Origin of the sequence: Paenarthrobacter sp. NPDC089307, from assembly GCF_040685055.1 — a bacterium.
Lineage (GTDB): Bacteria > Actinomycetota > Actinomycetes > Actinomycetales > Micrococcaceae > Arthrobacter.
Window position 1 is genome coordinate 670,988 of the sequence record NZ_JBFBHE010000002.1, and the last position, 26,500, is coordinate 697,487.

26 protein-coding genes are annotated in these 26,500 nt (G+C 63.2%); 12 read left to right on the plus strand and 14 right to left on the minus strand.

Going from position 1 to position 26,500, the window contains the following annotated elements; all coding sequences use genetic code 11:
- Window positions 1–58 precede the first annotated feature (58 nt).
- From AB0N72_RS06955 to AB0N72_RS06965, 3 genes are read right to left on the minus strand one after another with little or no spacing between them, the layout of a single operon-like run.
- Window positions 59–1,369, minus strand: a complete 1,311-nt coding sequence (locus tag AB0N72_RS06955; RefSeq protein ID WP_363930233.1) for an MFS transporter — start codon at window positions 1,367–1,369, stop codon at window positions 59–61.
- A gap of 43 nt (window positions 1,370–1,412) precedes the next feature.
- The gene (locus AB0N72_RS06960) at window positions 1,413–1,991 is read right to left on the minus strand and encodes a DUF3027 domain-containing protein (RefSeq protein ID WP_363930234.1); all 579 of its coding nucleotides are present in this window, start codon (window positions 1,989–1,991) and stop codon (window positions 1,413–1,415) included.
- Window positions 1,992–1,999: 8 nt separating this feature from the next.
- On the minus strand, window positions 2,000–2,383 hold the full coding sequence (locus tag AB0N72_RS06965; protein ID WP_090820714.1) for a cold-shock protein: 384 nt from the start codon (window positions 2,381–2,383) through the stop codon (window positions 2,000–2,002).
- A gap of 225 nt (window positions 2,384–2,608) precedes the next feature.
- Here AB0N72_RS06965 and AB0N72_RS06970 point away from each other — a divergent pair, with 225 nt between their 5' ends.
- The 5 genes from AB0N72_RS06970 (at window position 2,609) to AB0N72_RS06990 (ending at window position 9,843) form a co-directional block, all read left to right on the plus strand.
- Window positions 2,609–2,824, plus strand: a complete 216-nt coding sequence (locus AB0N72_RS06970; RefSeq protein WP_363930235.1) for a hypothetical protein — start codon at window positions 2,609–2,611, stop codon at window positions 2,822–2,824.
- 54 nt (window positions 2,825–2,878) lie between these two features.
- A complete protein-coding gene (locus AB0N72_RS06975) occupies window positions 2,879–5,344 on the plus strand; it encodes a helicase-associated domain-containing protein (protein ID WP_363930236.1) in 2,466 nt (821 codons plus the stop codon).
- 52 nt (window positions 5,345–5,396) lie between these two features.
- Entirely contained in the window at window positions 5,397–7,055 is a 1,659-nt protein-coding gene (locus AB0N72_RS06980; RefSeq protein WP_363930237.1) for a DNA repair helicase XPB, read from the plus strand.
- 202 nt (window positions 7,056–7,257) lie between these two features.
- Window positions 7,258–7,731, plus strand: coding sequence for a hypothetical protein (locus tag AB0N72_RS06985; RefSeq protein ID WP_363930238.1), 474 nt, complete (start codon window positions 7,258–7,260; stop codon window positions 7,729–7,731).
- Between the two features lie 12 nt (window positions 7,732–7,743).
- Entirely contained in the window at window positions 7,744–9,843 is a 2,100-nt protein-coding gene (locus AB0N72_RS06990; protein ID WP_363930239.1) for a multicopper oxidase family protein, read from the plus strand.
- A 7-nt stretch (window positions 9,844–9,850) separates the two neighbouring features.
- Here the strand turns inward: AB0N72_RS06990 and AB0N72_RS06995 are convergent, their stop codons facing one another.
- Together AB0N72_RS06995 and AB0N72_RS07000 are read right to left on the minus strand one after the other, a co-directional pair.
- A complete protein-coding gene (locus AB0N72_RS06995) occupies window positions 9,851–10,072 on the minus strand; it encodes a hypothetical protein (RefSeq protein WP_363930240.1) in 222 nt (73 codons plus the stop codon).
- 68 nt (window positions 10,073–10,140) lie between these two features.
- Window positions 10,141–11,064, minus strand: coding sequence for a LysR family transcriptional regulator ArgP (locus AB0N72_RS07000; protein ID WP_363930241.1), 924 nt, complete (start codon window positions 11,062–11,064; stop codon window positions 10,141–10,143).
- Between the two features lie 68 nt (window positions 11,065–11,132).
- Between AB0N72_RS07000 and AB0N72_RS07005 the strand changes: the two genes are divergently transcribed.
- From AB0N72_RS07005 to AB0N72_RS07020, 4 genes are all read left to right on the plus strand, one after another.
- Window positions 11,133–11,765: a LysE/ArgO family amino acid transporter gene (locus AB0N72_RS07005; RefSeq protein ID WP_363930242.1), complete on the plus strand. Its 633-nt coding sequence runs from the start codon at window positions 11,133–11,135 to the stop codon at window positions 11,763–11,765.
- 84 nt (window positions 11,766–11,849) lie between these two features.
- Window positions 11,850–12,560, plus strand: coding sequence for a response regulator transcription factor (locus AB0N72_RS07010; protein WP_026267426.1), 711 nt, complete (start codon window positions 11,850–11,852; stop codon window positions 12,558–12,560).
- Window positions 12,561–12,563: 3 nt separating this feature from the next.
- Complete coding sequence (locus AB0N72_RS07015; RefSeq protein WP_363930243.1) at window positions 12,564–14,027, plus strand: HAMP domain-containing sensor histidine kinase; 1,464 nt, start codon at window positions 12,564–12,566, stop codon at window positions 14,025–14,027.
- A gap of 138 nt (window positions 14,028–14,165) precedes the next feature.
- Entirely contained in the window at window positions 14,166–14,456 is a 291-nt protein-coding gene (locus AB0N72_RS07020; protein WP_363930244.1) for a WXG100 family type VII secretion target, read from the plus strand.
- Between the two features lie 83 nt (window positions 14,457–14,539).
- Here AB0N72_RS07020 and AB0N72_RS07025 read toward each other — a convergent pair whose 3' ends face one another.
- From AB0N72_RS07025 to AB0N72_RS07045, 5 genes are all read right to left on the minus strand, one after another.
- A complete protein-coding gene (locus tag AB0N72_RS07025; protein WP_363930245.1) occupies window positions 14,540–15,607 on the minus strand; it encodes an RNase H family protein in 1,068 nt (355 codons plus the stop codon).
- Window positions 15,608–15,813: 206 nt separating this feature from the next.
- Window positions 15,814–17,439 (minus strand): chaperonin GroEL, encoded by a 1,626-nt coding sequence (groL, locus tag AB0N72_RS07030; protein WP_262277555.1) that lies wholly within the window; start codon window positions 17,437–17,439, stop codon window positions 15,814–15,816.
- A gap of 320 nt (window positions 17,440–17,759) precedes the next feature.
- Window positions 17,760–17,963 carry a cold-shock protein gene (locus AB0N72_RS07035; protein ID WP_144662708.1) on the minus strand — a complete coding sequence of 68 codons (204 nt, stop codon included), beginning with the start codon at window positions 17,961–17,963 and terminating at the stop codon, window positions 17,760–17,762.
- A gap of 167 nt (window positions 17,964–18,130) precedes the next feature.
- A complete protein-coding gene (locus AB0N72_RS07040; protein ID WP_363930246.1) occupies window positions 18,131–18,751 on the minus strand; it encodes a LytR C-terminal domain-containing protein in 621 nt (206 codons plus the stop codon).
- A 49-nt stretch (window positions 18,752–18,800) separates the two neighbouring features.
- Window positions 18,801–19,112 (minus strand): DUF3263 domain-containing protein, encoded by a 312-nt coding sequence (locus AB0N72_RS07045; RefSeq protein WP_189015764.1) that lies wholly within the window; start codon window positions 19,110–19,112, stop codon window positions 18,801–18,803.
- Between the two features lie 132 nt (window positions 19,113–19,244).
- Here AB0N72_RS07045 and AB0N72_RS07050 point away from each other — a divergent pair, with 132 nt between their 5' ends.
- Both AB0N72_RS07050 and AB0N72_RS07055 read left to right on the plus strand, forming a co-directional pair.
- On the plus strand, window positions 19,245–20,012 hold the full coding sequence (locus AB0N72_RS07050) for a uracil-DNA glycosylase (protein ID WP_363930247.1): 768 nt from the start codon (window positions 19,245–19,247) through the stop codon (window positions 20,010–20,012).
- A gap of 165 nt (window positions 20,013–20,177) precedes the next feature.
- Window positions 20,178–21,017, plus strand: a complete 840-nt coding sequence (locus tag AB0N72_RS07055; protein ID WP_363930248.1) for a siderophore-interacting protein — start codon at window positions 20,178–20,180, stop codon at window positions 21,015–21,017.
- A gap of 73 nt (window positions 21,018–21,090) precedes the next feature.
- Here AB0N72_RS07055 and AB0N72_RS07060 read toward each other — a convergent pair whose 3' ends face one another.
- The 3 genes from AB0N72_RS07060 to AB0N72_RS07070 form a co-directional block, all read right to left on the minus strand.
- On the minus strand, window positions 21,091–22,578 hold the full coding sequence (locus AB0N72_RS07060; RefSeq protein ID WP_363930250.1) for a threonine/serine exporter family protein: 1,488 nt from the start codon (window positions 22,576–22,578) through the stop codon (window positions 21,091–21,093).
- Window positions 22,579–22,606: 28 nt separating this feature from the next.
- Window positions 22,607–23,923, minus strand: a complete 1,317-nt coding sequence (locus AB0N72_RS07065; protein WP_363930251.1) for a peptidoglycan bridge formation glycyltransferase FemA/FemB family protein — start codon at window positions 23,921–23,923, stop codon at window positions 22,607–22,609.
- A gap of 101 nt (window positions 23,924–24,024) precedes the next feature.
- Window positions 24,025–25,113, minus strand: coding sequence for a peptidoglycan bridge formation glycyltransferase FemA/FemB family protein (locus AB0N72_RS07070; RefSeq protein WP_363930252.1), 1,089 nt, complete (start codon window positions 25,111–25,113; stop codon window positions 24,025–24,027).
- A 218-nt stretch (window positions 25,114–25,331) separates the two neighbouring features.
- Between AB0N72_RS07070 and AB0N72_RS07075 the strand changes: the two genes are divergently transcribed.
- Window positions 25,332–25,847 (plus strand): class IV adenylate cyclase, encoded by a 516-nt coding sequence (locus tag AB0N72_RS07075; protein WP_363930253.1) that lies wholly within the window; start codon window positions 25,332–25,334, stop codon window positions 25,845–25,847.
- A 72-nt stretch (window positions 25,848–25,919) separates the two neighbouring features.
- On the opposite strand, the gene AB0N72_RS07080 is transcribed toward AB0N72_RS07075, so the two are convergent.
- On the minus strand, window positions 25,920–26,465 hold the full coding sequence (locus tag AB0N72_RS07080; protein ID WP_363930254.1) for an NUDIX hydrolase: 546 nt from the start codon (window positions 26,463–26,465) through the stop codon (window positions 25,920–25,922).
- Window positions 26,466–26,500: the final 35 nt, after the last annotated feature.

The following is a 26,500-nucleotide window of genomic DNA, read 5'->3' on the forward strand; positions in this document are numbered from 1 at the left end:
ACGGTTTTGAACGGAGCCGCCTGGGTCATTCCCGGGCGGCTTCCGTGTTTAAGGCGCCCTAGCGAATCAGTCCAGGGCCGCCGTCGTCCTCGGCAGCAGCATGAGTGGCGAGCAGCGACTCCACCCGGAAATGCCGAAGGCCGCGGGCCCTGCGGTCGAAGCGGAGCCGCAGTTGCTTCGCCCGGACAATCCACACCAAGCCCACGACGGCGGTGCTGACGCCGGCTACCGCCGCCACGCCAACGGCCCATCGGGGCCCACCAACGTTGGCCACCCACCCCACAAAGGGCGCTCCAATGGGAGTGCCACCCATAAAGATGGCCATGTAGAGGGACATCACCCGTCCCCGCATGACGGCCTCGGTGGTGGACTGGACGTATCCGTTGGCGCTGGTGATCAGCGTCAGCGCAAACAAGCCGCAAGGAACCAGTGCCAGGCCGAACATCACCGCATTGGGAGCCAGGGCTGCGAGGACACTCGCCAGTCCGAAGCCACCCGCTGCCCCAAAGATCAACCTCAACCGGGGCCGTCCCCGCCGGGCGGCCAGCAGCGCACCGGTCACTGAGCCTATGGCCATGACGGAGTTCAGCAAGCCGAAAGCGCCGGCATCCATGCCGAACTGCGTACCCACCATGGCTGCGATGAACAAGGGGAAGTTGAGGCCGAACGTACCCACGATGAAGATCGCGACCAGGACCACCTGGATGTCCGGCCTGCTACGCACGTACCGCAGTCCCTCGCGGATACGCCCCTTGCCGGCAGCCGCACGGGGTTGGGCGCGAAGGGACGAGACCGGTATGAGCTTCAGCGCCACAAGCATGGCGACAAAGGAAACGGTGTTGATAAGGAAGACCCAGCCCGGACCCACAACCACCGTGAGCACACCTGAGACCGCTGGTCCGATCATCCGCGCCACGTTGAAGGAAGCACTGTTCAGTGCCACCGCATTGGACAGGTAGTCGTCGGTGACCAGTTCCGAAACGAAAGTCTGGCGGACCGGGGCATCCAAGGCCGTAACGATGCCCAGGAGAAGGGCGAAGACGTACACGTGCCAAAGCTCCGCGACGCCCAGCAAGACCAAGACGCCCAGACCGGTACTCAGGAGCGCCATGGCTATGAGGGTGACGAACAGGAGCTTGCGCCGGCTGTACCGGTCAGCGAGCAGGCCCGCCCAGGGGGCCAGGAACAGTTGCGGGCCCAGTTGCAGGGCCAGGGTGATGCCCATGGCGCCGGCGTCATGAGCTGTCAGGTGGTCAAAGACCAGCCAGTCCTGGGCAGTACGCTGCATCCACGTTCCGATGTTGGATATCAGCGCACCGAAAAACCAGATGCGGTAGTTGAGGATCCCGAGCGACCTAAAGGTGGACATCAGTGTCCACCTTCCATTGAGTCACCCGGGGATTCCGCAACGTCTATTCAGCCTCGGCTTCGTCCGCTTCGTCATCGTCCGAGGGACTGATGGCTTCATCCTCGGCAGCCTGCACTGATTCCTCGGAGACGTCGCTTTCGGTCTCTTCCACCAGCGGCGTCTCGTCCTCTGGACGAACGCGCTTGGCCCACGGCACCCATTCCGGAGCCAGGATGGAATCCTCGGAAGGCAGCAGTCCGAGCTCGCTCACGGTGACGATCTTGGAGCGCGAGTTACGGGTCACGACGGCGTACCACTGCCAGCCGCCGTAGCCGGCCAGCTTGGATTCAAACAGGTGGGTGACAACGCGGTCACCCTCCGATTTCGCGCCAAGGTGCGCCCCTACCTCGCCTGGCTTGGCGATGCCCTCGACAGCCGCCCTGGCGGTATCGACGGCGGCAGCCAGGAAAGCGTCCGGCTTGCCTGTGCGCCACACCGGCAACCCGGCACGCGGCTTGCTGGCTGCGGGCTTCCGCGCGGGAGCTTCCCCGCTGCCAGGAGCCTGGACACCACGAGGACCTGCCCCGGCGTTATCCAGGGCATCCTTTGCCGGAGTTGTTTCCTGTGCGGATTCCGAGGTCATGGCCGGTCCTAGGCTTCCAGCTCGTCGGCAACCTTGCGCAGCGCCATGCTGATGGCCTTGGCCTTGTTGCCATCCGGGTACTTGCCGGAGGACAAGGAGCCGGAGAGGTTATCCAGGACCGTGACCAGATCCTGCACCATCGGGGCAAGATCCTTTGCATTCATGCGCTTGGCCTTGGCGATGGACGGAGTCTTCTCAAGGACGCGAAGTCCCAACGCCTGGGCACCGCGGCGACCATCTGCAACGCCGAACTCCACCCGGGTACCGGCCTTAAGCTCGGTTACGCCCGCGGGCAGGGACGTCTTGGGCAGGAAGACTTCCTGACCGTCTTCAGCCGCGAGGAAGCCGAAGCCTTTTTCCTTGTCATACCACTTGACCTTGCCGGTAGGCACGTAATCAACCTTCTTCGTTCTTGCTGTGGGAGACACGTCGGGCCACTACCGCATCCGCAGGTTCCTGCGGGATCGAGGGCGGCAGCCCGGTCCGTGTTGGTCTGTTCCTTCAAGGTTATCCTGCCCGACCCCCTAATCCCGCTTTGTCCGGCCCCGCACCGCCCACCAACAGCGTCATGCCAGCCGCCGGGCAACTTATTCCGGGTGGCTGCTAGCGTTGAGGGCATGACTTCCCCGGGTTACCGCCGCCCCCTCATGATCGTTACAGTCGCCATCGCCATCCTTTCCTTGGCCGCGGTCGCCGCAGTCATAGCGGTCGCTTACAACGGCGGCGCGGCGCCCGTTTGGGTCACGTCCACTGCCCTCTACGGATTGCCCGTGGCGTTCATGCTCGCAGTGGTCCTGGTGCTGGACGCAGTCCGCCAGCGTCGCAGGCAGTAGGACCCCCGTACCCGGATCAGGCACGAGCAGCCCGGGAGCGGTAACGTTGGATTGATGTCCCTTATTCGCGCGCTCAGCAAGGAACTGGAAGCGCGCAGCGACAATTCGCTGCGGGCCTTGTTTGCCGCGCGACCGGACCTCATTTCCCCCATGGCCCCGGACTTTGCGGCCTTGGCAGCGAGGGCCAGCGCCCGCGTCAGTGTCCAGCGGGCGCTCGAACGCCTGAACAAGCCGGAAATGCAGGTCCTGGAAACCGTGCACCTGTGCACCAACGCCGACACGGGCCACAGCGTTTCCGCCGCAGGGCTGAAGAAAGTCATTGCCGGTTCAACACTCTCTGCGTTGGAGCCCATCCTGGCGAAGTTGCAGGAACTTGCCCTGGTCCACCGGGCCGATCCGCCACAAGGTTCACCAGCCACCTCGTCCCGCCAGCGTTACTATCTTCCGGTCGGGAGCCTCAAGGACGTGATCGGCATCTACCCGGCCGGCCTTGGCAGGAGCTACACGGAGCTGGTGCGGCTGCAACCGGCGTTTGCCCAGCGGGTGGTGCAATTGGTGGCTGAACTGCATCAGAGCGGCCTGGGGATCCACCCCGCCAGTACGCCCATGGATGCGGCACTGGCACTGCAACGTTGGACGTCCTCACCTGAAAACCTGCGGGCAATCCTTTCCACAGCGCCGGAACGGACCGTCGGCCTGTTGGACAAGTTCGGCAGCTGGGCCATGGGCGCAGTACCCCAGGCGCAGCGGCGGGCATCCGTCACCCACGAAAGCCACGACGTCGGGCCCATCGACTGGCTGTTGGCGCGCGGCCTGTTGGTGCCCCTGGATGCCGGCCACGTGGAGCTGCCGCACAGCGTGGGCCTTGCGCTCCGCGGTGGCGCCATCATCGACGATTTCACACTTTCCCCGCCCGCTCCCGAGCTCGGCCACACCAGTGCGGCCCTGCGCCGCAACGCAGCCTTGGGTGCCATTGCCGAAACTCTGCGGTTGGCCAACGAGCTGCTCTTCGCTGTTCGCGAGCAGCCCCTCGCCACCCTCCGAAGCGGCGGAGTGGGCGTGCGGGAACTGCGGCGCCTTGCCGAGTCGATCCGCTTGGGAGTGCACGAGACCGCGATCCTCCTGGAGCTGTGTGCCTTGTCCGGCCTGCTGCGCCTGGATGTGGACAGTTCAACCTGGATCCAGCCGCCCTCCCTGGAATGGCTCACCTTGCCCCGGCAGGAACAATGGCTGTGGTTGGTGAACGCATGGTTGGCCAGCGAGCGCGCACCTTCGCTGGTCGGGCAGCCGCTGACCGGTCCCTCGGCATCGGCCTCCCACCACGGCGCAGCGGGCACCACCATCAATGCCCTGTCCGCCGAGGCCCAGCGGCCCGACGCCCCCGTGGTCCGGCGGAGGGTCCTTGAAATCCTGCACGAACTGACGGTTGAGGCAGCGGCCCCGGACGGCAAGGCACCCGTGCTGGACGCCAGGGCCGTCCTTCAACGTGCCGAGTGGGCGCAGCCGCGGATGTCGCGGAGGTTCAGTTCCCTGGTGCGCGGCATTCTTGAAGAGGCTGCGCTCCTTGGTTTGATGGGGTCCGGTGCCCTGACCCAGCTGGGCGCAGCCATTGCTGATTCCCAACCAGAACAGGCCATGACCATCCTCGGGGAGCATCTTCCGGCAGCGGTGAACCACATCCTCCTGCAGGCTGACCTCACGGCGGTTGCGCCCGGCTACCTGGCACCGGAGCTCAGCGAGACGCTGCTGTTGATGGCCGACGCCGAGGGGCAGGGTCCGGCGTCCATCTACCGGTTCTCTGCCACTACCATCCGCAGGGCCCTCGACGCCGGACAGGATGCCGAATCGCTGCTGGCGTTCCTCCGTGAGCACTCTGCCACTGACGTGCCCCAACCATTGGCTTACCTCATCCAGGACACAGCTTCCCGCCACGGCCGCCTGCGGGTCGGAACCAGTGCCAGCTTCATCCAAAGCGACGACGAAACTGCCATTGCCGAGCTTCTTCAGGAGGCGCGGACTTCGGTGTTGAGCCTTGTCCGCATCGCCCCCACCGTGCTCACTTCTTCGGCCAGCCCCCGGGAAACCGCCCGCGTCCTGCGCGAGCTGGGACTTTCACCCGCCGTCCAGGAGGCCGAGCCCGCCGTCGTGCGTTTCAAGCGGACCACGGCGGTGCCGGGAAGCGCGCGGCCCGTCTACACGGCGCCCCGGATGGCTCCGCCGGACGACGACGTCGAAGCCCAGCTGTCGGTGCTTCGGCAGCATCGCGCCGTCCCGGCCGAGTCGACGGGTGAAGCTTCCACGCAACTGGGTCTTGAGACGATCCAGACCGCTATCCGGCTCAAGCAGGCGGTCACGATGAACGTGGTGGACAGCCTGGGGAATGCCAACACCGAAACGGTTGTTCCTGTATCCGTCTCCGGTGGGCGCGTGCGGGTTTTCGATCCCGCCAAGGACACCGAGCGGGTGTTGTCCATCCACCGGATCATCGATGTGGAACCCGCGGGAGAACTGCGTTCATGACAACAGCACCGTCCGTGCCGCCACGCGATAATGCCCAAGTGAGGATCCAACTGTGACCGACGGTCCGCTGATCGTACAAAGTGACAAAACCATATTGCTGGAAGTCGACCACGAACTCGCTACCGAAGCCCGGCACGCCATTGCGGCGTTTGCCGAACTCGAACGTGCACCTGAACACATGCACAGCTACCGGCTCACGCCGTTGGGCCTGTGGAATGCGCGTGCCGCGGGGCTGGACGCAGAGCAGGTGCTCGATACCCTGCTGAAGTACTCGCGCTTTCCCGTACCGCATGCGCTGCTCATCGACATCGAAGAAACCATGTCCCGCTATGGCCGCCTTCGGCTGGAAAAGGACCCCCAGCACGGTTTGGTGATGCGGACGGACGACTACCCCGTGCTCGAGGAAGTCATCCGGGCCAAGAAGATCGCTCCCCTGCTGGGGCCGCGGATCGATGGCGAAACCGTGGTGGTGCATTCATCGCAGCGGGGCCAATTGAAGCAGTTGCTCCTGAAACTGGGGTGGCCCGCCGAGGACCTTGCGGGCTATGTGAACGGCCAGCCACACCTGATCATGCTGGACGAAAGCGGCTGGGAGCTGCGGCCGTACCAGAAGCTGGCCACGGAGAACTTCTGGGCCGGCGGCAGCGGCGTCGTCGTCCTTCCCTGCGGTGCCGGAAAGACCCTGGTGGGCGCGGCAGCAATGGCCACATCCTCCACCACCACCCTCATCCTGGTGACCAACACAGTTTCCGCGCGGCAGTGGAAGGACGAACTCCTCAAAAGGACGTCCCTCACCGAAGACGAGATCGGTGAGTACTCCGGCGCCGTCAAAGAAGTCCGGCCTGTCACCATCGCCACCTACCAGGTGCTCACCACCAAGCGCGGCGGCCTCTATCCGCACTTGGAACTCGTGGACGGACATGACTGGGGACTGATCATCTATGACGAAGTCCACCTGTTGCCCGCACCGATCTTCCGCATGACAGCGGATCTGCAGGCCCGGCGTCGTCTTGGGCTGACAGCCACCCTGGTCCGTGAGGACGGCAGGGAAGGCGAGGTCTTCAGCCTGATCGGCCCCAAACGGTACGACGCCCCGTGGAAGGACATTGAGGCACAGGGTTACATTGCGCCCGCGGACTGTGTTGAAGTCCGCGTGGACCTCCCCCGGGACGAACGCGTGGCCTACGCCATGGCCGATGACGCGGACAAGTACCGGCTCTGCGCTACCTCGGAAACAAAGACCAAGCTCGTCGAGGACCTGGTTGCCGTCCACAAGGGCGAGCAGTTGCTGGTGATCGGACAGTACATTGACCAGTTGGATGAAATTGCCGAGCGCTTGGACGCGCCGCTGATCAAGGGTGAAACCAGCGTGAAGGCCCGGCAGAAGCTCTTTGATGCCTTCCGGCGGGGCGAGATCCACACCCTGGTGGTCTCCAAGGTGGCGAATTTCTCGATCGACCTGCCGGAGGCATCCGTCGCCATCCAGGTCTCGGGCTCCTTCGGATCCCGCCAGGAGGAAGCCCAGCGTCTTGGACGCCTCCTGCGACCCAAGCAGGACGGCCGGACTGCCCGGTTCTACTCCCTGGTGGCCAGGGACACCCTTGACCAGGATTTCGCTGCCAAGCGCCAACGGTTCCTGGCCGAGCAGGGATATGCCTACCGGATCATGGACGCCAAAGACGTTGGCAAGGATGTGGGACAAGAGCAGTAAGCCTGCGGGCGGTGCACCCCAGTGCCCTTGCTATTCACGTCCAACGAATTTACGATTCGTAATGAAGCTCTCCGCCATTATTGGCTGCCCCTGGTCCAGGCAGTTGGCGGCCAGCCGCCGGCAGTGGGGGTAGCCCGCAGCCAGGGCGCCGGCGGTTCGCAGGCCTAGAAGAATCCGAGAATTTTCCATAGAGGATTCCCCAATGCGTAAAGCCCTCCTGGTCATTTCCGCAATCGTCCTGTTATCAGCACTCGCACAATTGTTCTTCGCAGGATATTTCCACTTCCAAAACACCATCGAAGCCCAGCACGAAGCGGGCGTTTTCCACGTGATGAACGGCCAGTACGTGCTGCGTTACTCGGCGCTTCTCGCCGCCATCGTCGCCGCCATTGCAAGGATGGGCGCCCGGACGATCTGGTTGGCCGCCGGGATCTTCCTGCTTTCGTGGGTGCAGTTGTTCATCTTCATCATCGGGGGCATGCTGACTGGTTCATCCGAAGACTTCATCACGCCGGCGGGATCGTGGGTTGTTTCCATCCACCCCCTCACCGGGCTGCTGATGATCTTCATGTCCTACTGGCTCTTCTCCCGTGCCCGGGCAGCTGCCCTGAACCCGCAACCGTTGCCGCCCAAGGCTGCGGCTTCGGATGCCGCCGCCTCGCCCAGCGCAGCCTGAGCAAAGGCAGCTGTGAATACCTCGCAGCTGCTGGCGGTGGATTTGGTGTTGTCCGTCCTCGCGGCAGCAGCATGGACTGCTGCCGCATGGATGACTGTTGTCTCAAGCACTGACGGCAAGACGGGGCCGCGCCGCGGAGTTGACGTGACCTTGCTGTTGGTTGGTGCCGCCGTCGTGGTGACGGTGGCACGCTATGCCTTGCTTCCAGCTTTGGTGGCCGGCAGTTGGTGGTTTGCCAGCGAACGCATCCTCATCAACCTGCCTCTGACCGCCATCCCCGCGGCTTGGGCCGCGATGGCCGGTGTTCCGTTCTTGCTGAGGAGGCGGAACACCGGCTCCAACCCTGCCAGGGAGCTCCGCCCAACAGCAGGACGGACCCGGGCAGGACGGACCGGAGCAGGACGGACCCGGGCGGGGGCCGTGACGGCCATGGTGGCCGCGGCCGCAGCAGCCGTGGCCTCGCTGGCATTGGTCCTGGTCCTTGGCCCGTTCCCCGCGCCGTGGAGCCTCGCGGTACTGCTGTTCATGGTGGCAGGGACGGCGCTGATCGCCCGAAACGCCCTGAACAGGCCGGCTCACCCGGATGCTGCCCGCACAGTCGGCAGACGCTCGACGGCGGCAGCGGCCGTGGCCGTCCTCATGTTCTGTACCGCGTTGGGATCCGGAGTTTTTGCCTGGCTTGGAAGCCGTTCCGCCGACGGCGCGGTGATCGCTGCCGCCGTCGGACATCACCGTGGTGCTTTCCCCGCTCCGATGACGGACTCGACGCCGGTGACCCGGCTCGTGGGCACCACGCCCGCGGGCGCTGTGGTCCGGCACTACGAACTCACCGCCCGGGTGGAGAACCTGACCCTGCCTTCCGGACAGACCACGGAGGCCTGGACTTTCGGGAGCGTTCCCGGGCCCACTATCGAAGCCACGCTGGGCGAAGTGATGGAAGTGGTTCTCACCAACCGTGACATCGCTGCCGGGGTTACGTTGCACTGGCACGGTTACGACGTTCCCAACGCCATGGACGGGGTGGCGGGAGCGACGCAGGACGCTGTCATGCCGGGTCAATCCATGACCTACCGTTTCACTGCCGCGCAAGCCGGTACATACTGGTATCACACCCATCAGGATTCAGCCGAGGGAGTCCGCAAGGGGCTCTATGGCGCATTCGTCGTGCACCCTCCCTCCACCATCCGTGCCGGCACGGACTTGGTGGTGGCGGGGCACGACCTCAGCGGTCTGGGGTTGCTGGGCTCCTCAGACCGCAGCAGTGAGTACGAGGCCACCGCGGGCAGCACTGTGCGCATGCGGCTGGTCAATACCGATTCCCTGCCTCAGCGATACCTTCTGGAAGGCACTTCCTTCAAGGTAGTTGCCGTGGACGGAACCGAAGTCAACGAACCGCAGGACATCGCCGGAAAGCTGGTGCGATTCGGAGCGGGCGGCCGGGTGGATGTCGCATTCACGATGCCGTCCTCCCCCGTAACCCTGCGTTCAGACTCGGCTTCCGACGCCGCGGTGCTCATCGCTCCGCCGGGAACCCGTGCAGAGGCTGGCAGGAGACCACCCTCCAGCGTGTTTGCCTCAACTCCTGTGTTGGACCTTCTGAATTATGGAAAGCCTGCGTCCGGGAGCGAGCCGGTGTCTTCGGGCTCGGGGTGGACGTCCCTGCACGGGGCAGCAACTGCCACGCGGGAGGAAGTTCTGGTCCTGGACCGGCAGTTCCGTTTTGTGGACGGCGTCCCGCGCTATGCCTTCACAGTGAATGGGGCGGCGTACCCGCTGGTTCCGTCTATTGAGGTGGCCGAGGGCGACACCGTCAAAGTAACGGTGGTGAACCGGACGGCCGAACCGCACCCGATGCATCCTCACGGCCACCATGTTCAGGTCCTTAGCAGAAACGGCATCGCGCCCAGTGGATCACCGCTGGTCCTGGACACCGTGGAGGTGCTTCCCGGCGAAGTCTGGGAACTCCTGCTGCACGCTGACAATCCCGGCATTTGGATGGACCACTGCCACAACCTGGACCATGCCGCCGAAGGGATGATGATGATGCTCAAATACGAAGGTGTGTCATCGCCGTTCGTCCATGGCGGCCACTTCGGAAACCGACCGGAATAGCCAGGAGTCAGGCAACCATGCGGCCGGCGGGCGAAGTGCTCACTTGGTCAACCACTGCCCACGAATCGTCGTCATGAAGCTGGGCACTGGCAAACCTCTCGGCCGACGCGAGGTCATGGAAGTCTTCGCGCCGCACCCGGCCGGTATCCGTATCCAGGTACGTGACATGGAACTCGACGTCGCTTGTGTGGTGCTGGTGGATGGTGACTGGAGCTGCTGTTTTTGCCATGTTTTAAGTGTGGAACCGTGCACTGACATTTTTGGAAGCATCGGTGGGCGTGTTCGAATTTTGGGCCTTCACGGCTTTCGCAGGTATTGCGCGGACACCTCGCGGACAGCCTGGCTGAGCGTGTCCAGCACCGAGGACTCCGTGCGCCAGCGCTGCCAATAGAGCGGAACGTCAAAGGGGTGGCCGGGGGCAAGCTCGATCAGCCTGCCCTCAGCAATGTCCGGACCACACTGGACTTCCGGGATGAGGCCCCACCCAAGTCCCAGCCTGATGGCGTCGCCGAAGTCCTGCGATGCCGGGACATAATGACGCGGACCTTTCCTCTCGGGCAGGGCCTTCCCCATGGCTGTGGCCCAATGCTGCACGAAGGCCCACTGATAGGTGTCCTTGCGGTCGAAGTCCACGGAAGGAGCCGTGTTAAGCGTGTCGTCGTCGAGCCCTGCAGGGAAGGCAGGAAACCATCGCTCCACGAACTGCGGTGCGGCCACGGGCAGATACCGCATGATGCCAAGGCTCTCCACGCGGCATCCCTGGACGGGTTCAGGAGTGGCCGTGACGGCTGCCATGACTGTCCCGGACCGCAACAGGGAGGTGGAGTGTTGCTCGTCATCGCGGTGGAGGTCGAAGGTGACGTTGGGCCCGGTGGGCGCCTGCGCCAGGGCCTTCAGGAACCACACCGCCAACGAATCAGCGTTGACGACGATCGGCACGGCAAGTTGGGGCTGGTCGCCGTCCAACCCCAATTCCTTGCCCGCATCGGCTTCCAGCTGCGCCACTTGACGGGCAAGGCGCAGGACCACTTCCCCGGCTTCAGTTGCGAGCACCGGGTTGCTGCGTTGCAGCAGGACCCGGCCCGTTGATTGTTCCAGCGCCTTCAGCCGCTGGGAAACGGCCGACGGCGTGATGTGCAGCAGGCGCGCGGCTGCTTCGAGGGTGCCCTCGGAAAGGACCGTGGCGAAAGTCAGCAGTTGCTCGGAGGGGAATTGAGGCATAAGCACAGCTTACGCAGGGTGAAAATCTTTAGCTGGCCTAAGGCTCCGCTGAACCGTAATTTCGAAGGGTGACTTCCCTCGATTTCCTCCACTCCGCAGGCTTCGGCCTGGCCACGGGCTTGGCCCTCATTGTCGCCATCGGTGCCCAGAACGCGTTCGTCCTGCGCCAGGGCATCCGTGGCGAACACATAGTCCCCATCGTCGTTGTCTGTGCGCTCTCGGACGCCGTCCTGATCGCTGCGGGTGTACTTGGCACCGGTGCCCTGATCGCGGCGGCCCCTGCCGCCGTCGTCGTCCTCCGCTACGTGGGGGCCACGTTCCTGGTGACCTACGGCCTCATGGCGGCCAGGCGCGCGATGCGTCCCGCGTCTCTGATTGCCGGAGAAACCCAGGGCAGTAGCCGCGGCAAGGGCGGGCCGGCCGCAGCGGTCACCACTGTGTTGGCACTTACCTGGCTCAACCCGCACGTCTACCTCGATATCGCGCTCATTGGCTCACTGGCCAACGCGCAGGGAAATCCGTTGCAGTGGTGGTTCGGGGCCGGGGCCATGGCGGGCAGCATCCTGTGGTTCTGTTCCTTGGGCTTCGGTGCCCGTTACCTTCGCGGATTCTTTGCCCGCCCCTTGTCCTGGCGGTTTTTGGACGGAGGCATTGCCGTGACCATGGTGGCGCTGGGGGCCGGGTTGGTTCTTGGGTCCTGAGGGCGTGCCACGCACCAGCGGCACGCAGTGCGCTCACATACAGCATCCAGATAACTCCCAGTTTCTGGGAGCACTATGGGTGTCATGAAAAAGAACGGTCCTGAAGCCAAGCTCCTTGTGGTTGACGACGAACCCAACATTCGTGAGCTTCTGTCCACGTCGCTGCGTTTCGCTGGTTTCGAGGTGGTGGCCGCCGCCAACGGTCGCGAAGCCCTCGCTGCAGCCGACCTTCATGCCCCGGACCTGGCCGTCCTGGACGTCATGCTTCCGGACATGGACGGTTTCACCGTCACCCGGCGCCTCCGCGCGGCCGGCAAGCATTTCCCCGTGCTGTTCCTGACCGCAAAGGACGACACCGAAGACAAGGTCACGGGCCTGACCGTAGGCGGCGACGACTACGTCACCAAACCGTTCAGCCTGGACGAAGTAGTGGCGCGCATCCGCGCCGTTCTCCGGCGGACACAACCGCTCGAAGATGATGACGCTGTCATCCGCGTTGACGATCTCGAACTCGACGACGACGCGCATGAGGTCCGCCGGGGCGGCACGGTGATCGAGTTGTCGCCCACCGAGTTCAAGCTCCTGCGCTACCTTATGCTCAACCCCAACCGCGTGTTGTCCAAGGCCCAGATCCTTGACCACGTGTGGGAGTACGACTTCAACGGTGACGCTTCGATCGTGGAGTCCTACATTTCCTACCTTCGGCGCAAGGTGGACATCGATCCCGATGCCGCAGCCCTCATCCAGACCAAGCGCGGCGTGGGCTACGTGCTGCGGACGGCAGAGAAGCGCTGACCCTTGTTGCAACGCTGGAAGTCGGCTTCCCTGCGGTCGCAGTTGGTAGCCATCATCATGTGCCTGCTCCTGCTCGCCCTTGCGGCCACCGGGGCGGGGACGCTGACGCTCGTCAAGAGCTACCTGCAGGGCCAGGTCGATGACAAACTCAAGGCCGCCGTCGCCCTCGCCCAGGACCGGCAGTCGTTCGACAGGCTGACCGAACCCAATAGTGCCGCGCCGGCGGACACCGCTGTTCCTACGGACTATTCCCTGACTCTCTACGTCCCTGACCTTGCCCCTTATCCCTTCGGCGGCAGCCAGAGTGATCGTCCCGCGATTTCCAACATCACCCCGTTGGAAGCGAAGCAGCGTGGCAATGCGCCGTTCCAGGTCAAGGGAACAGCGGGAACCAACTGGCGGGTTGTCGCCGTCGGCGTGGTTGCCAACGGTCAAAACGGCGTTGTCATCATCGGGCTGCCACTGACACCCGTGGACAAGGTCATGGAGCACGCCGTTCTTGTGGTGGTGGGCGTCGGCCTCCTGACGCTGGTCCTGGCCTTCTTCATCGCCACCTGGACAGTGGCACGGTCCTTCCGGCCCCTGGCCAAGGTGGAAAAGACTGCCGCCGCCATCGCCGCCGGCGATCTTTCCCGCCGAGTGGAAGTGGACAATCCGCACACCGAAGTTGGCCGGCTCGGCGGTTCCCTCAACGCCATGCTCGCCCACATTGAAGCCTCGTTTGCCGCGCGTGCAGCGTCGGAAGGCCGGATGCGCCGCTTCGCCGCGGATGCCTCCCACGAGCTGCGAACTCCCCTGGTGACCATCCGCGGATTCTCCGAGCTCTACCGGCACGGCGCGCTGTCCACCGAGGAGGACGTTGCCATGGCCATGGGCAGGATCGAAAGCGAAGCCAAGCGGATGGGTTCCATGGTGGAAGACCTGCTGCTCCTGGCGCGGTTGGATGAGCAGCGGCCACTGCAACTCAAGCCGGTGGACCTGCAACTCCTGGCGCACGACGCCGTGGTGGACACCAAAGCCTCGTCCGGGGACCGGACCATCACGCTCACAGGACTCGACGGCGGCTCCCCCGAAGCCGCGCCGGTTCAGGGAGATGAAGCAAAACTTCGGCAGGTCATTGGGAACCTGGTGGGAAACGCCTTGCGCTACACGCCCGAGGGAAGCCCGATTGAACTCGCCGTGGGTGTCCGGGACACTCCCGCCGGCAGAGATTCAGTGATCGAGATCCGCGATCACGGGCCGGGTATTCCGGAAGCGGAAACCAACAAGATCTTCGAACGCTTCTACCGCGCGGACACCTCGCGGACCCGGGAAACGGGTGGCAGTGGCTTAGGCCTGGCGATCGTTGCGGCGATCGTCGGCTCCCACAGTGGTTCCGTCCAGGTGCGGGAGACCGACGGCGGCGGTGCCACTTTGGTGGTCAGGCTCCCGTTCCACGAAGAACCGGCAGAGGTGCCTGCAAGGTAACGGGATTTGTCCACATAGGACTCTTATCCACATACCAACGAAGAACCATTACGGGCGTTTTACCCTGCCCCTAGGCTGAATGCAGTGGCCACGCATCCCCCGCATTCCGCGGAAATTCTTCGTCGAAAGGCATCACCCATGACCGTCATCTCCGTTGATACCGAGCTGCTTCAGCTCAAGTCGGCCAACGTCAAAGGAACTGTGGACCGCATCAGTTCAGACGTGCACAGCATGACACGGGGCTTGGAGGAACTGCAGGCAAGCTGGAAGGGCTCGGCCGCGAACAACTTCCAGGCCCTTGTGGTGGAATGGTCGCTCACCCAAAGCAAGGTTGAAGCCTCCTTGGCCTCCATCACCATGGCCCTGTCCTCGGCAGCTACGAGCTACTCGGAGGTTGAGCAGGGCAACACCCAGCGCTTCACGTACTAGGAGCGCATTGAACTCCTGTGGGGCCGGCTGCCTTCCCCCCTGCGCAGCCGGCCCTCCAGGTTACTTACTGGGTGTTCGGTGGACTATTTTTCAGGAGTGCCCTGATGGAACCGCAGCCGCCATTGGCCCCGATCGAGAGTCCAGATGGAACTACGAAGCGCTGAACCCGTATGGGCGAAACTGCGGTAGGTCAGCAGAATGGTGTTTTCGCTGAGACGGTCGGCGCCCAGGAGTTCCAACTCCGTGGCCTCCCCCGGGTCTTCTTCCAGGGCCATCATCATGGCATCGCGCGTCCAGTACCGTCCCGAGCTGCCAATCTCGGCGAAGTCCGGGTGCAGCAGTACCCCGATCCTCCCAATATCGGCCCGGACGTCCGGCCTCAGCAGTTCCCGTTCAAGGGCAAGGACCGTGTCCTCCGCCGAAAGCTCCGGGGCTGAGGCGTCGTCGCCGAGTTCGCTGAAGAGATCGGCCTGGCCGAAGATGCCGGATTCACCAAAAAGGGTGGGCTCAAAATGCGGCCGGGCGCTGCGGTCAACCCGGGCGGGCGCCGTGTTCACTGCCGGGACCGCATCCACAGCAGTGCGGGTGCCTGCCGTTGCACCCGCGGGCACGGCCTCAGCGGCCAGTGGCAGGACCGGCGCAGCGATCAAGGACTCTTCCGCGGCGGCAGGTGCCTTCCCGGGCGTCCCGGGGAAGCCAGGGCCGCTCCTGGGAGCTACGCCCTGCTGGTAGGCCGTTGCCACAGCACGGGCGCGCTCGTCCGCGGCCTCATTGAGGTCATGGCCCGCATGGCCCTTGACCCATTCGAACGTGTACTTCCGTCCGGCGATCGCTTGGTCGATGTCTTTGAGGAGGTCAACATTCAGCACCGGCTTCCCGTCGGCCTTCCGCCACCCCTTGCGCTTCCAGCCCGGCATCCACTTGGTTATGCAGTTGATGACGTATTGGCTGTCGCAAAGGATCAGCAGTTCTTCCTGCGGCACGTGGGCAGTGGAGCGGAAGAGATCCAGGACAGCCATCAGTTCTCCCTGGTTGTTGGTGCCGTGCGGCCACCCTCCCGCGCGCCAACAGGAGTCATCAACGTACCAGGCCCAACCGGCCGGCCCAGGATTGCCGAGGGCGGACCCGTCGGCGGCAGCAATAATCGTCATACGTTAATCCTGCCAGACCCCACAGACACTAAAACCGTGCCCGCACCCAACCAGGTCGCAGTACAGGTCGTTTGGGCGCTCAGAACGGCCTGAACTGCGACCCACTTGGGGGAATACAGCAAAACGGCGGCCCCCACCCGAAGGTGAGGACCGCCGTCGTATGTTTCAAGCGTGAGCTTGGCGCTGTATTGCTACAGCTTGGGGGCTTAGAAGCCGCCCATGCCGCCCATGTCGTCGCCGCCGGGAGCCGGAGCGTTCTTCTCAGGCTTGTCAGCGACTACGGCTTCGGTGGTCAGGAAGAGACCAGCGATGGAAGCAGCGTTCTGGAGAGCCGAGCGGGTGACCTTTACGGGGTCGTTCACGCCGGCAGCCAGAAGGTCTTCGTAGACGCCCGTGGCAGCGTTCAGGCCGTGGCCGGAAGGCAGGCCGCGAACCTTGTCCACTACTACGCCAGGCTCGAGGCCGGCGTTGAAAGCGATCTGCTTCAGGGGAGCATCGATGGCCACCTTGACGATGTTGGCACCGGTTGCCTCGTCACCCTGCAGGGTGAGGTTGGCGAATGCCTTGGCGCCAGCCTGGATGAGGGCAACGCCACCACCGGCAACGATGCCTTCTTCAACAGCAGCCTTTGCGTTGCGGACGGCGTCCTCAATGCGGTGCTTGCGTTCCTTGAGCTCAACTTCGGTGGCTGCACCGGCCTTGATGACTGCAACGCCGCCGGCCAGCTTGGCCAGGCGCTCCTGCAGCTTCTCGCGGTCGTAGTCCGAGTCGGAGTTCTCGATCTCGGCGCGGATCTGGGCCACGCGGCCTGCGATGGCGTCGGCGTCGCCGGCACCTTCAACAATGGTGGTCTCGTCCTTGGTGACAACCACCTTGCGGGCGGTGCCGAGGAGGTCAAGGCCAGCGTTTTCGAGCTTGAGGCCAACTTCTTCGGAGATGACCTGGCCACCGGTGAGGATGGCGATGTCGGCCAGCTGGGCCTTGCGACGGTCACCGAAGCCCGGAGCCTTGACGGCAACGGACTTGAAGGTGCCACGGATCTTGTTGACGATCAGGGTGGCCAGAGCCTCGCCCTCGATGTCTTCGGCGATGATCAGCAGCGGCTTGTTGGACTGCATGACCTTCTCCAGAACCGTGACGAGTTCCTTCACGTTGGAGATCTTGGAGTTGACGATCAGGATGTACGGGTCTTCGAGGACCGTTTCCTGGCGCTCTGCGTCGGTGACGAAGTAAGCGGAGATGTAGCCCTTGTCGAAGCGCATGCCTTCGGTGAGCTCGAGTTCCAGACCGAAGGTGTTGGACTCTTCAACCGTGATGACGCCTTCCTTGCCCACCTTGTCCAGGGCTTCGGCGATCAGGCTGCCGATTTCCGGGTCGCCGGCGGAGATGGAAGCCGTAGCTGCGATCTCTTCCTTGGTTTCGATTTCCTTGGCGGAAGTCAGGAGTTCGCTGATGACTGCTTCAACAGCCTTCTCGATACCGCGCTTGAGGGACAGCGGGTCGGCGCCGGCGGCAACGTTGCGCAGGCCTTCCTTCACCAGTGCCTGGGCAAGAACGGTTGCAGTGGTGGTACCGTCGCCAGCGACGTCATCCGTCTTCTTGGCAACTTCCTTGACCAGCTCTGCACCGATCTTCTCGTAAGGATCGTCCAGCTCGATCTCCTTGGCGATGGAAACGCCATCGTTGGTGATCGTGGGGGCGCCCCACTTCTTTTCGAGGACGACGTTGCGTCCACGCGGGCCGAGGGTGACCTTGACGGCGTCTGCGAGGGTGTTCAGGCCCCGCTCGAGGCCGCGGCGTGCCTCTTCATCAAATGCAATGATCTTGGCCATAACGGCGGTAGTCCTTTCGGGACAGTCGTTAAGAAGGTACCTGTCAGATGGAGTGCCCGCGACGGACGGTCCTTCACGTGCGGCCTCTGTATGCCCCGCGCTCCGGACCTCACCCCACCAAGGTGTTTCTTGATCCCCCAGCGGTTCCACCACCGCCCCGCCGTCGGAGTGAACCGGGCCGGATTAGCAGTCGAACCGTAGGAGTGCTAAATCAATAATTAGCACTCGACCGGTGAGAGTGCAAGCAGGGGCTCCACTTTTCGCAGTCTGGAAGGGGGTTTCAGCCAAGAGCTGACCAGTACCCGGGGAACCGCAGGGAGTCAGGCGACGCGGACGCCTTCGGCCTGCGGCCCCTTCTGCCCCTCGCCCAGTTCGAACTCCACCCGCTGGCCCTCTTCAAGGGCGCGGAAGCCATCCATCTGGATGGCGGACCAGTGCACGAAAACGTCGTCGCCAGAATCATCCACAGTGATGAATCCGTAGCCTTTTTCGGCGTTGAACCATTTGACGGTTCCCAATGCCATGATGCCCACACTTTCGCAGTAGCCAAGACCGGTTGCCGGGATCTCCGGACCGGAATTAGTCCACTGTAACCACAGTCACTATGCCGGCGCTGCCCCTGGCGGGCAGGGCGCCGGTTTTGTTATTGAGGCTTAACCGAGTTTGGCTTTTGGGCTTTGAATCCGCGGGATTACTGGTAGCCGGGTCCCGCAACGACAACCAGCGGCTGCTGCACGTCGGGGGTCTCCACAATCGTCTTGATACCGAGGAGAGTCCCCAAGGCTTCGGCGTTGGCCTTCTGCCCGGGAGCGTTATAGAAGATCACCGACGTTTGCTGGGGAATGCCGCCCCAGTTGCCCACCGTACTGAGGGTCCAACCGCCGCCTTGAACCAGCCCTGCGACCCTGCCGGCCAAGCCTGCCGTGCCGGCTCCGTTGTACACGGCGACAGGAACGCTCTTGTCCACCGGCGCCGATGATGGAGTCGCCGATGGGCTGCTCGACGGCGTCGGCTGGGTGCTCGGTTCGCTGGAAGCGGGCGGGGCGCTGCTCGATTCGGAAGGCGCGGCCGAAGGCGAGGTCGACGTTTGCTGGGGTGCCGGCGTCGAGACGCTTGACGACGCGCTGGGCGCCACCAGCCCGAGGTTCGGAAGGATGAGGAACGCCACCAGGCCGAGTACCAATGCCACGGCTCCAACCGTCAGGACCGGCCACAATGTGGGACGCGAAACGTCCTGGCCGTCGCGGTGAACGCCTTGCCGGGAGGTGTTCTGGGGGACCTGGTCGAATTCGTCCCTGGCATATTTGGTCATGGTGAAGCGTTGTCCTTGCTGGTTGCTGCTGACAGATCAGCCTGGCGAATTACGCGTCGGACCCCAAGCGGCGCGCTGTCCGCGCACGTTGGCGGGACGTACGTAGTCTACGCAATCTCTTGACGAGCATGGGGTCGTGGGCCAGCGCGTCCTCGGTATCGATCAGCGCATTCAGGATCTGGTAATAGTGTGTGGCGGAAAGATCGAACAATTCACGGATGGCCTGCTCTTTGGCGCCGGCGTACTTCCACCACTGCCGTTCGAGCGCCAGCATCTGCTGGTCCCGCTCGCTCAACGGGGAGTCGCTTCGGGTCTCGGCCGCGAGGTCTTCCAACGCCAATCCGTCCGCCTGCGGCGCCATTGGTTCCGGTGCTGGTTCTGCCACGGCACACTCCTTCGACGCTTGTTGGGGAAAATGTCCTACCCCCATGTTACGGGCGAATAACATCACTGTCATTCGCTCCACCGGCGCCACGCGGGGGACAATGACCGGGTGACTGGCGAGGATGCTCTTTTTGATCTTGAACCTGCCGGCGCGGCAGACCCGGGTTTTGCCGCGCTGATTGACCGCCCCCTGGACGAGTTGATGGCACCCGACTGGGCCGATGCGATGCGGCCCGTGGAGGAGCAGCTGCGTGACGCCTTGGCCTACGTCGCCCAGCGCTCCGGGGGCGGCGAACAGGTGCTTCCGGCAGCGGGCAACGTCCTGCGCGCCTTCCGGCAACCCCTCGCCGACGTCAAAGTACTTCTCTTGGGCCAGGACCCCTATCCGACCCCGGGTCACGCGGTGGGACTCTCCTTTTCCGTCTCGCGCCAAACACGGCCCATCCCCCGCAGCCTCGCCAACATCTACCGCGAGCTCCACGACGACCTCGGCCTAACTCCCCGCGTCCACGGCGATCTCAGTGCTTGGACGGAGCAAGGAGTCCTGTTGCTGAACCGCGTTCTCACGGTGGAGGCCCGCAATGCCGGCGCCCACCGCGGCAAAGGATGGGAAGCCATTACGACGGCGGCAGTCACCGCCGTCGCACGCCGCACGGACGGTGCGGGGCAGCGGAAGCCCCTGGTCGCGATCCTGTGGGGCAAGGATGCCGAAAGCGTCACCCCGCTGCTGGATGGAGCGCCTTCCATCGTGTCAGTGCACCCCAGCCCGTTGTCGGCGTCACGGGGCTTCTTTGGCTCCAAGCCGTTCAGCCGGACCAACGAACTGCTGGTCGAACAGGGCGCGGACCCTGTCGACTGGGAACTGCCTGTCCTGTAGCCCCAACCCTCACTCACATCCCACCCCCTTGCCGCCAAACCCTCACGCACATCCCACCCCGAGCTGAGCGAGCGTCCGGGCGAAGCACCCGGGACGTGAGCGAGCGTGTGTAACCTTCGACTCATAGCAAGCCGGGGTCTGGGCGATTAGCTTAGGCTTGCCTATATGGCTGCCCTCCCCGTGACATCGTCCGCCTCCCGCCAAACCCGGCCCCAGGTCAACCTCACCGTCCTGCGCCGCGAGGAGCTCTCGCCGCACATGGTGCGGATTGTGGCCGGCGGACCGGGATTCAGCGATTACGAGAACAACGACTACGTGGATCGCTACATCAAGATCGTCTTCCCACAGCCGGGCGTCGATTACGGGCACCCGCTGGACTTGTGGGCCATCCGCGAGACCATGCCGCGAGAGCAGTGGCCGCACACCCGCACCTACACCATCCGCTGGGTAAACCTCGAGGCACAGGAGTTGGCCATCGACTTCGTAGTCCACGGAGACGAAGGCTTGGCCGGTCCTTGGGCGGCTTCCGCCAAACCCGGGGACTCCCTGATCTTCACCGGTCCAGGGGGCGGCTACAACCCATCCCCCGACGCCGACTGGTATCTCTTCGCCGGTGATGACGCCGCGATTCCGGCCATCGCGGCCAGCATTGAAGCCTTGGCCCCGGACGCTCGCGGAACCGCCTACCTTGAGGTGGACAACGAAGCCGACATCCTCCCCATTGCAACTCCGCAGGGCGTGGAGTTGCACTGGCTTTTGCGCAAGGGCACGGCCGCCGGCTCCAGCAACCTTCTGCTGGATGCCCTCCGAAGCACCGAATGGCTGCCTGGACGCGTTGATGTCTTCGCCCACGGAGAGCGGGGATACATGAAGGGCCTGCGCGAGATCTTCTTCAACCAGCGCGGCCTCGAACGCTCTCAGGTTTCCCTGTCCGGCTACTGGGCCCAGGGCCGTGTGGAGGAAGTGTTCCAGGCGGAGAAAAAGCTCCCGGTCGGCCAGATCTAGGTGGAGTTTTTGTACAGATAATGCCCCTAAAGAGGCTTCTTAGGGGCATTATCTGTACAAAAAATCCAGAGATTTAGCGCCTGCGCACCCTGCGGCGTTCGTTGCTGGACAGGCCCTTCGTCAATGGCCGGGCCAGGTTATCGCCAAGCACGATGCCGGCGGCCACTCCGAGCACAATCGCTCCGGCGTTGAGCATCCCGCCGGCGCCCGCCAGGAAGTCGCCCCCTTCAACGGTGAGGGCGTACATCGACCGGAAGATCGTAAGTCCAGGCAGCAGAATCAGCGCCGCGGGCACGGCCACCACCAACTGGGGAGCGCCCAGCTTCAGTGCCACAACGCGGGCCAGCAAGCCGATGACCACCGCCGCTACGGCGGGCGACAAGCGATCGCCGAGTCCCGCCTGGCCAACACCCCACAAAACGAAGAAGCCAACAATGCCGACTGCCGCCGTCGGAAGCAACAAACGCATCTGGGTTTGTTCAGTGACACCAATGGCGACCACCGCAATGGCAATGAGGATGGCGCGGCCCCACAGAGGGTAAGCGTCGGGGAATGTCCGGGTGACATCCAGGACCTCGCTGCCCATCAGCGTTCCCACCACCACAGCGATGCCAATACCAGCCACAATCGCTCCGAAGGTGAGCAGTGTGGAGAGGAAACGCCCTGCGGCCGTCACCGGGAAGCCGTTAATGGCATCTTGAACGGATGAGACGAGCCTTCCGGTGGGAAGCAGCAACAGGATTCCGCCTGCCACCACAATGGATGGAGCAATGTCCGCACCTGCCCAGTTGAGCATCAACGCGACGAAGGTAACCAGGAACGAGCTCGCCATAGTGACGAAGAAGTCCGGAGTCCGCCAGCGGATGAGCTGCCGGGCCAGCAGGCTGATCGCCATGTTGGAACCGAAAGCGAGCGCGGACGCCCCCGGGCCGCCGCCCAGTACACCGACAAAGACAGCGGCAAACACGCCGAAAGCCACGGTGACCATCCAGCGCGGGAAAGGCTTGGCACTGCGGATGATCTCATTCAGCCTGCGAACGGCTTCATCACGTCCCACTCCCCCGGCCACGATGTCCGTAACCAGCTGGTGCACTTGCGCAAGACCTGCGTAGTTGTTGGTCCAGGAGCGCACCACCCGCAACAAGGTGATGGGAGTCTGGTCCTTGGGTGCGTAATTGATGGCCACCGACTGGTTGGTGATGTCCACTTCCACGTTTTTCAAGCCAAGCGCGGCCGTGACGGCGATCATGCTGGTCTCGACTTCCAAGGCGCCAGCGCCGTACCGGAACATGACCTCAGCCAGATGAAGCGCGAAATCGATGGTTTTCCGGGCCGAGGCGTCCACCCCCACCACCTGGATGGTGGGGTTGGCGTAGGGACTTCCCGCAAGCCGGTCCACGATGTTCATCGGAGCGGTGGGCGGACTATCGCCCTGAACCAAGCGCATGAGCATGCGCTTGGCATTGACGTTCTGCCGGACCTGGGACGGCCGCAGCGGCTGGGTCTTAGGCAAACCGTCAGTATGCGGCCGGCCGATGGACCCATCGGGGCGTTCAGTCACGCGGGTGTTCCTCCCTTGGCTTGTTTGATTAGCGGTTACCCCGCAGATTTCGTACTACCGGCAATTTCCCAAGCGGCAATCGTCCCAGAACTGTCTGGGCGGCTCCTGCGAGCTTCCTGGCCGCGCGGTACGCGTTGTACTTGAGGGGGCTGACGGGAGCCACGAAGTCGCCCAGGAGCTGGACAACCTCGCCGCCGAAACCCTTCTTGAATTCGTACCCACCGTGGCCGGTCTCGTCCTGGCCCTGGATGCCGAACGTGCCATAAAAGTTGTAGCGGGAGTAGCCGTTGTTCAGTGCGTGCAGCATCATGCCCCAGTAAAGGGATGTGGCACCGTTGAAGTAGATGTAATCCTGCACGGTGCCGCCGATCACGCAGGTGAGTTCATCGCCGGAGCACGCAAAGTGAATCGCCGCGACCGTAGCCACGCCTACAGAATCCGGGAACCGCTCGATGTCCTTGAGGCTGCGCTCGTAGCTGTCCACAAGGTCCTGGACCACCTTGACGCGGTTGGCTTTCTTCTTGCTGCCGGTCTCCTCAACCTCGCGCTTGAGGTCCTTGAGCGTTGCGGACTCGGCCTCCAAACGCTCGGTGATGGAGGCACGGTACTCAGGGATGTTGATCTTGGCCATCATGAGCTTGGTGAACTCATCGGAGGTGTTGCGGAGCAGTTGTTCGTAGTACTCGCGTTCGCGGTACGTGAAGCCCTTCTCGTCCCCCGCAGTGCTCAGCGCATTGTAGAAGTCGTCCAGGGTATCCAACGTGGCCTGCTCCAGGTAAACACCGTTCTTCTCGGCTTTCCTGATGGCCTTGCGGGTGCGGTAGTTCATGCCCATGATGAGCTCTTCGGAATCAGCGATACCGTCGAGCTGCTTGATGAACATCCAGTTGATGTTGGCGAAGTTCATGTCGAAGCCCTGGTGCTGGAAACCGAGGCCCTCGAGCTCCTTGAGCAGCGGACGGTTGTCCTCAACCTCCGGGTGTTCAGCGCCGTCCTCGTCCCGCGCAATGTAGCGAAGGTTCGGCGAGATCCGCAGCTCTGCGGCCTTCTTCGAGGCAGCGTGCTTCTTCAACTGCTCGACGACGAAGCGAACCACTGCGGGGTCGCTGTAGTCCATTAGTGGTCCCTTTGCGCAGTCGGCGGTTTTGTAGCCTACGCGGTTGGACGTGTAGACGAGCTTGCCGGCTGCGATGAGGCTTCCACCGCGGGTCACGCCGAAGAGCTCGACTTCCTGGCCACGGGCGCGCTGGAAACGCGTCAGGTCCATGGACTGGATGAAGCTTCCCTGCGGGTGTCCCTTGGCGAACGTCTCGAAATCAGCGTCGCTGAGAATCACGAATTCCATGTCGGTTCCAGCCTCGATCGGAGTCAAAGAAATTACCTCACCTAGATTAGAGTTGCGCCCGTTGGTGGCCGGGGCGGGCCTGTTCGTTTGCTTGCTGCCTGTCAGTAGAACTGGCCGCCGGTACGCATGGTCTCGAGTCGGCGGAAGACGCGCTCTGCCCCCTTGAGCCACAGCATGTAGCGCACTGGCCCCAGTACGTAGTCGTAGCAGCCCACGAAGTCCGTGACCGTCTTGGTGAAGCTCGTCTTGAACGATCCCAAACCGTACAGCGGGTGGGTTTTGTCCTTGACCCGCGCAGCAGGGGGCGTACCGCAGAAGTCGTATTCCACGCAGCCGAGTTCCTGCATGCGTTGGATGGCAGCCCACTGGACCAGGTGGGAGTCCCCATACTGCTTGCGGTTCTGCGTGGACCCGCCGTCCTTGTATGTGGCCTTGGAGCCGTAGTTGATGACGAAAGCGCCGACGCTCGGCGCGCCGTCTTCGTAGACAAAGAAGAATTGTCCCTGGCCACGGGCGCAGAATTCGCCCCAGAACTTTGCGTAGTACTCGTAGCTTCGTAGCGGCATGGCGCCCTTGGCATTCACAGTGTTCTGCATGAGGGCATAGAGCTTGCGGTAACTGTCCTCGCCGGCTTCTTCCTGCCGGACCTCGCAGCCCTCCCGCTCTGCCCGGCGGACTGCATTGCGGGCCCGCGAAGAGATGTTCCTGAGCACTTCATTGGCCGGAGCCGAGATATCCAGGAGCGCCGTGAAGTCGTTCGATTGGATGTTCGGGGCCTTAACCAAGCCAGCCGCCTTCAGTTGCGCAGTCACCTCAGGTGACTCCACGACGTCGGGCTCTATCTTTATGGTGAAGACGTTCAGCTTCTGCCCGCTCGCCAGAGTGGCGACGGCGTCCAGCATCGGCTTGATGTCGTCTGTTGACTCAGCGTCAGGACCCTTGATGAGGTACCAGAGACGTCCCAGCACGGGGAACTTCTTCTCCAGCAGCAGGTTGTAGCTGGCGTAGTCGGCCGTCTCGATGACGAGCCTGCGGACCAGCCAGCCGTTGCCGTCCTTGACCGCGGCGTAGGCATCCGACTGCAGCATGTTGCCGCCGTTCGGATTCGCAGTGACGTGCTTGTCCCAGTTATCGATCTCTTCGGCGGTGGCAAAGCGGGCGGTAAATTCTCGCAAGGTGGCCGTGTCCAATCTCAGGGTTTTGATGCAGTGTTCAAAGCGGTGTCCAAAAGCAGGTGCGCATGCGGACATGCAGGATCAAGTCTATCGGGCATGTGAAAAATCGGGGGCACCCGTGTCAGCAAGAGCACACGTCCCAGTGCAGTTGGGACTGGGCGTTCGTTAGGCTGGGAAGCCACCATCCACTCATGCCACAAGGTGTATCGTCCACAGCTGACTCGGGGAAAACCATGCCAACCAACATCGAAATCAAAGCTCATGTTGACAGCATCGAACGTCTGCTGCCAACCGTGCTTTCCTTGGGTGGCTCAGAACCCGAGCACAGCTCGCAGGACGATACCTTCTTTGACTGCCCAGGCGGCCGGCTCAAGCTGCGCGTAACCGGCGAGGGACACGGTGTGCTGATCTTTTACCGCCGCGCAGATGAGCCCGGGCCGAAGGCCTCCTACTACGTTCATTCAACAACGTCCGATCCGGATGGTCTGCGTCAGGTCCTGGCGGACGCTTACGGAGAACTTGGGCGCGTGCGCAAACACCGGGCCGTTGTTCAGGTCGGAGAGGCCAGGATTCATCTGGACTCGGTGCACGGACTGGGCGATTTCGTCGAATTGGAAGTGGCTGTAGGGAAGGTGTTTGGACCCGAAGACGCCACCGAGCAGGCCCATCAACTCATGGAGGCCCTCGGAATCAAGACTGCGGATCTGGCCAAGGGTGCTTACCTGGATCTGATCATGGCCAAACTATGATCCTGCTCCGCCACGTGCATGGCTGGCTGTGGCCAATCTCAGAGTTTTAGTGGCCCGCTGCGGATCTCCCGGCTACGAACGAGAGCGCAGCTGCTCGGTGGCCATGTAGGCGTTAAGCCGGTGATAGCCCTGGTCCAGAATTTTAGGGTGAAACTCGTCCAAAGGCAGAAGCGAAACTGCGATGTCTTCTGCCTCATCCGGGTTGGGATCCGCAGTGAGCTCACAATCCAGGGCAAGGTAGAAGTGCACCCGATTGCTCTGACTGTTCCAGTTGGCCCAGGAGTGTCCCAGGCTATGCAGTTCCCCTGCCTCGTATCCTGTTTCTTCTCGTAATTCACGCCTCACGGCCTCATCGAAGGAACTGTCCTTCGGATCCACGGCGCCGCCAGGGAGGCCCAGTCCAACAATTCCCGCACCGTGATGATATTCACGAATCAGAACTACGCGTTGGTTCCGATCCATAGCCACAACTGACACCCATTCCGGATTTTCCTGAACGTAATAAGGTGCGACCGCGATTCCCGATGCAGTCACGCAATCGTCGGCCCGTAGAGAGATCCATTTGTCCTTCACGACGACGCGACTATTGTTGACGGTCCATGTGGCTGCGTCTTTCAAGGGCCCTCCGTTCCTTGACCTATTGGCCAGTAATT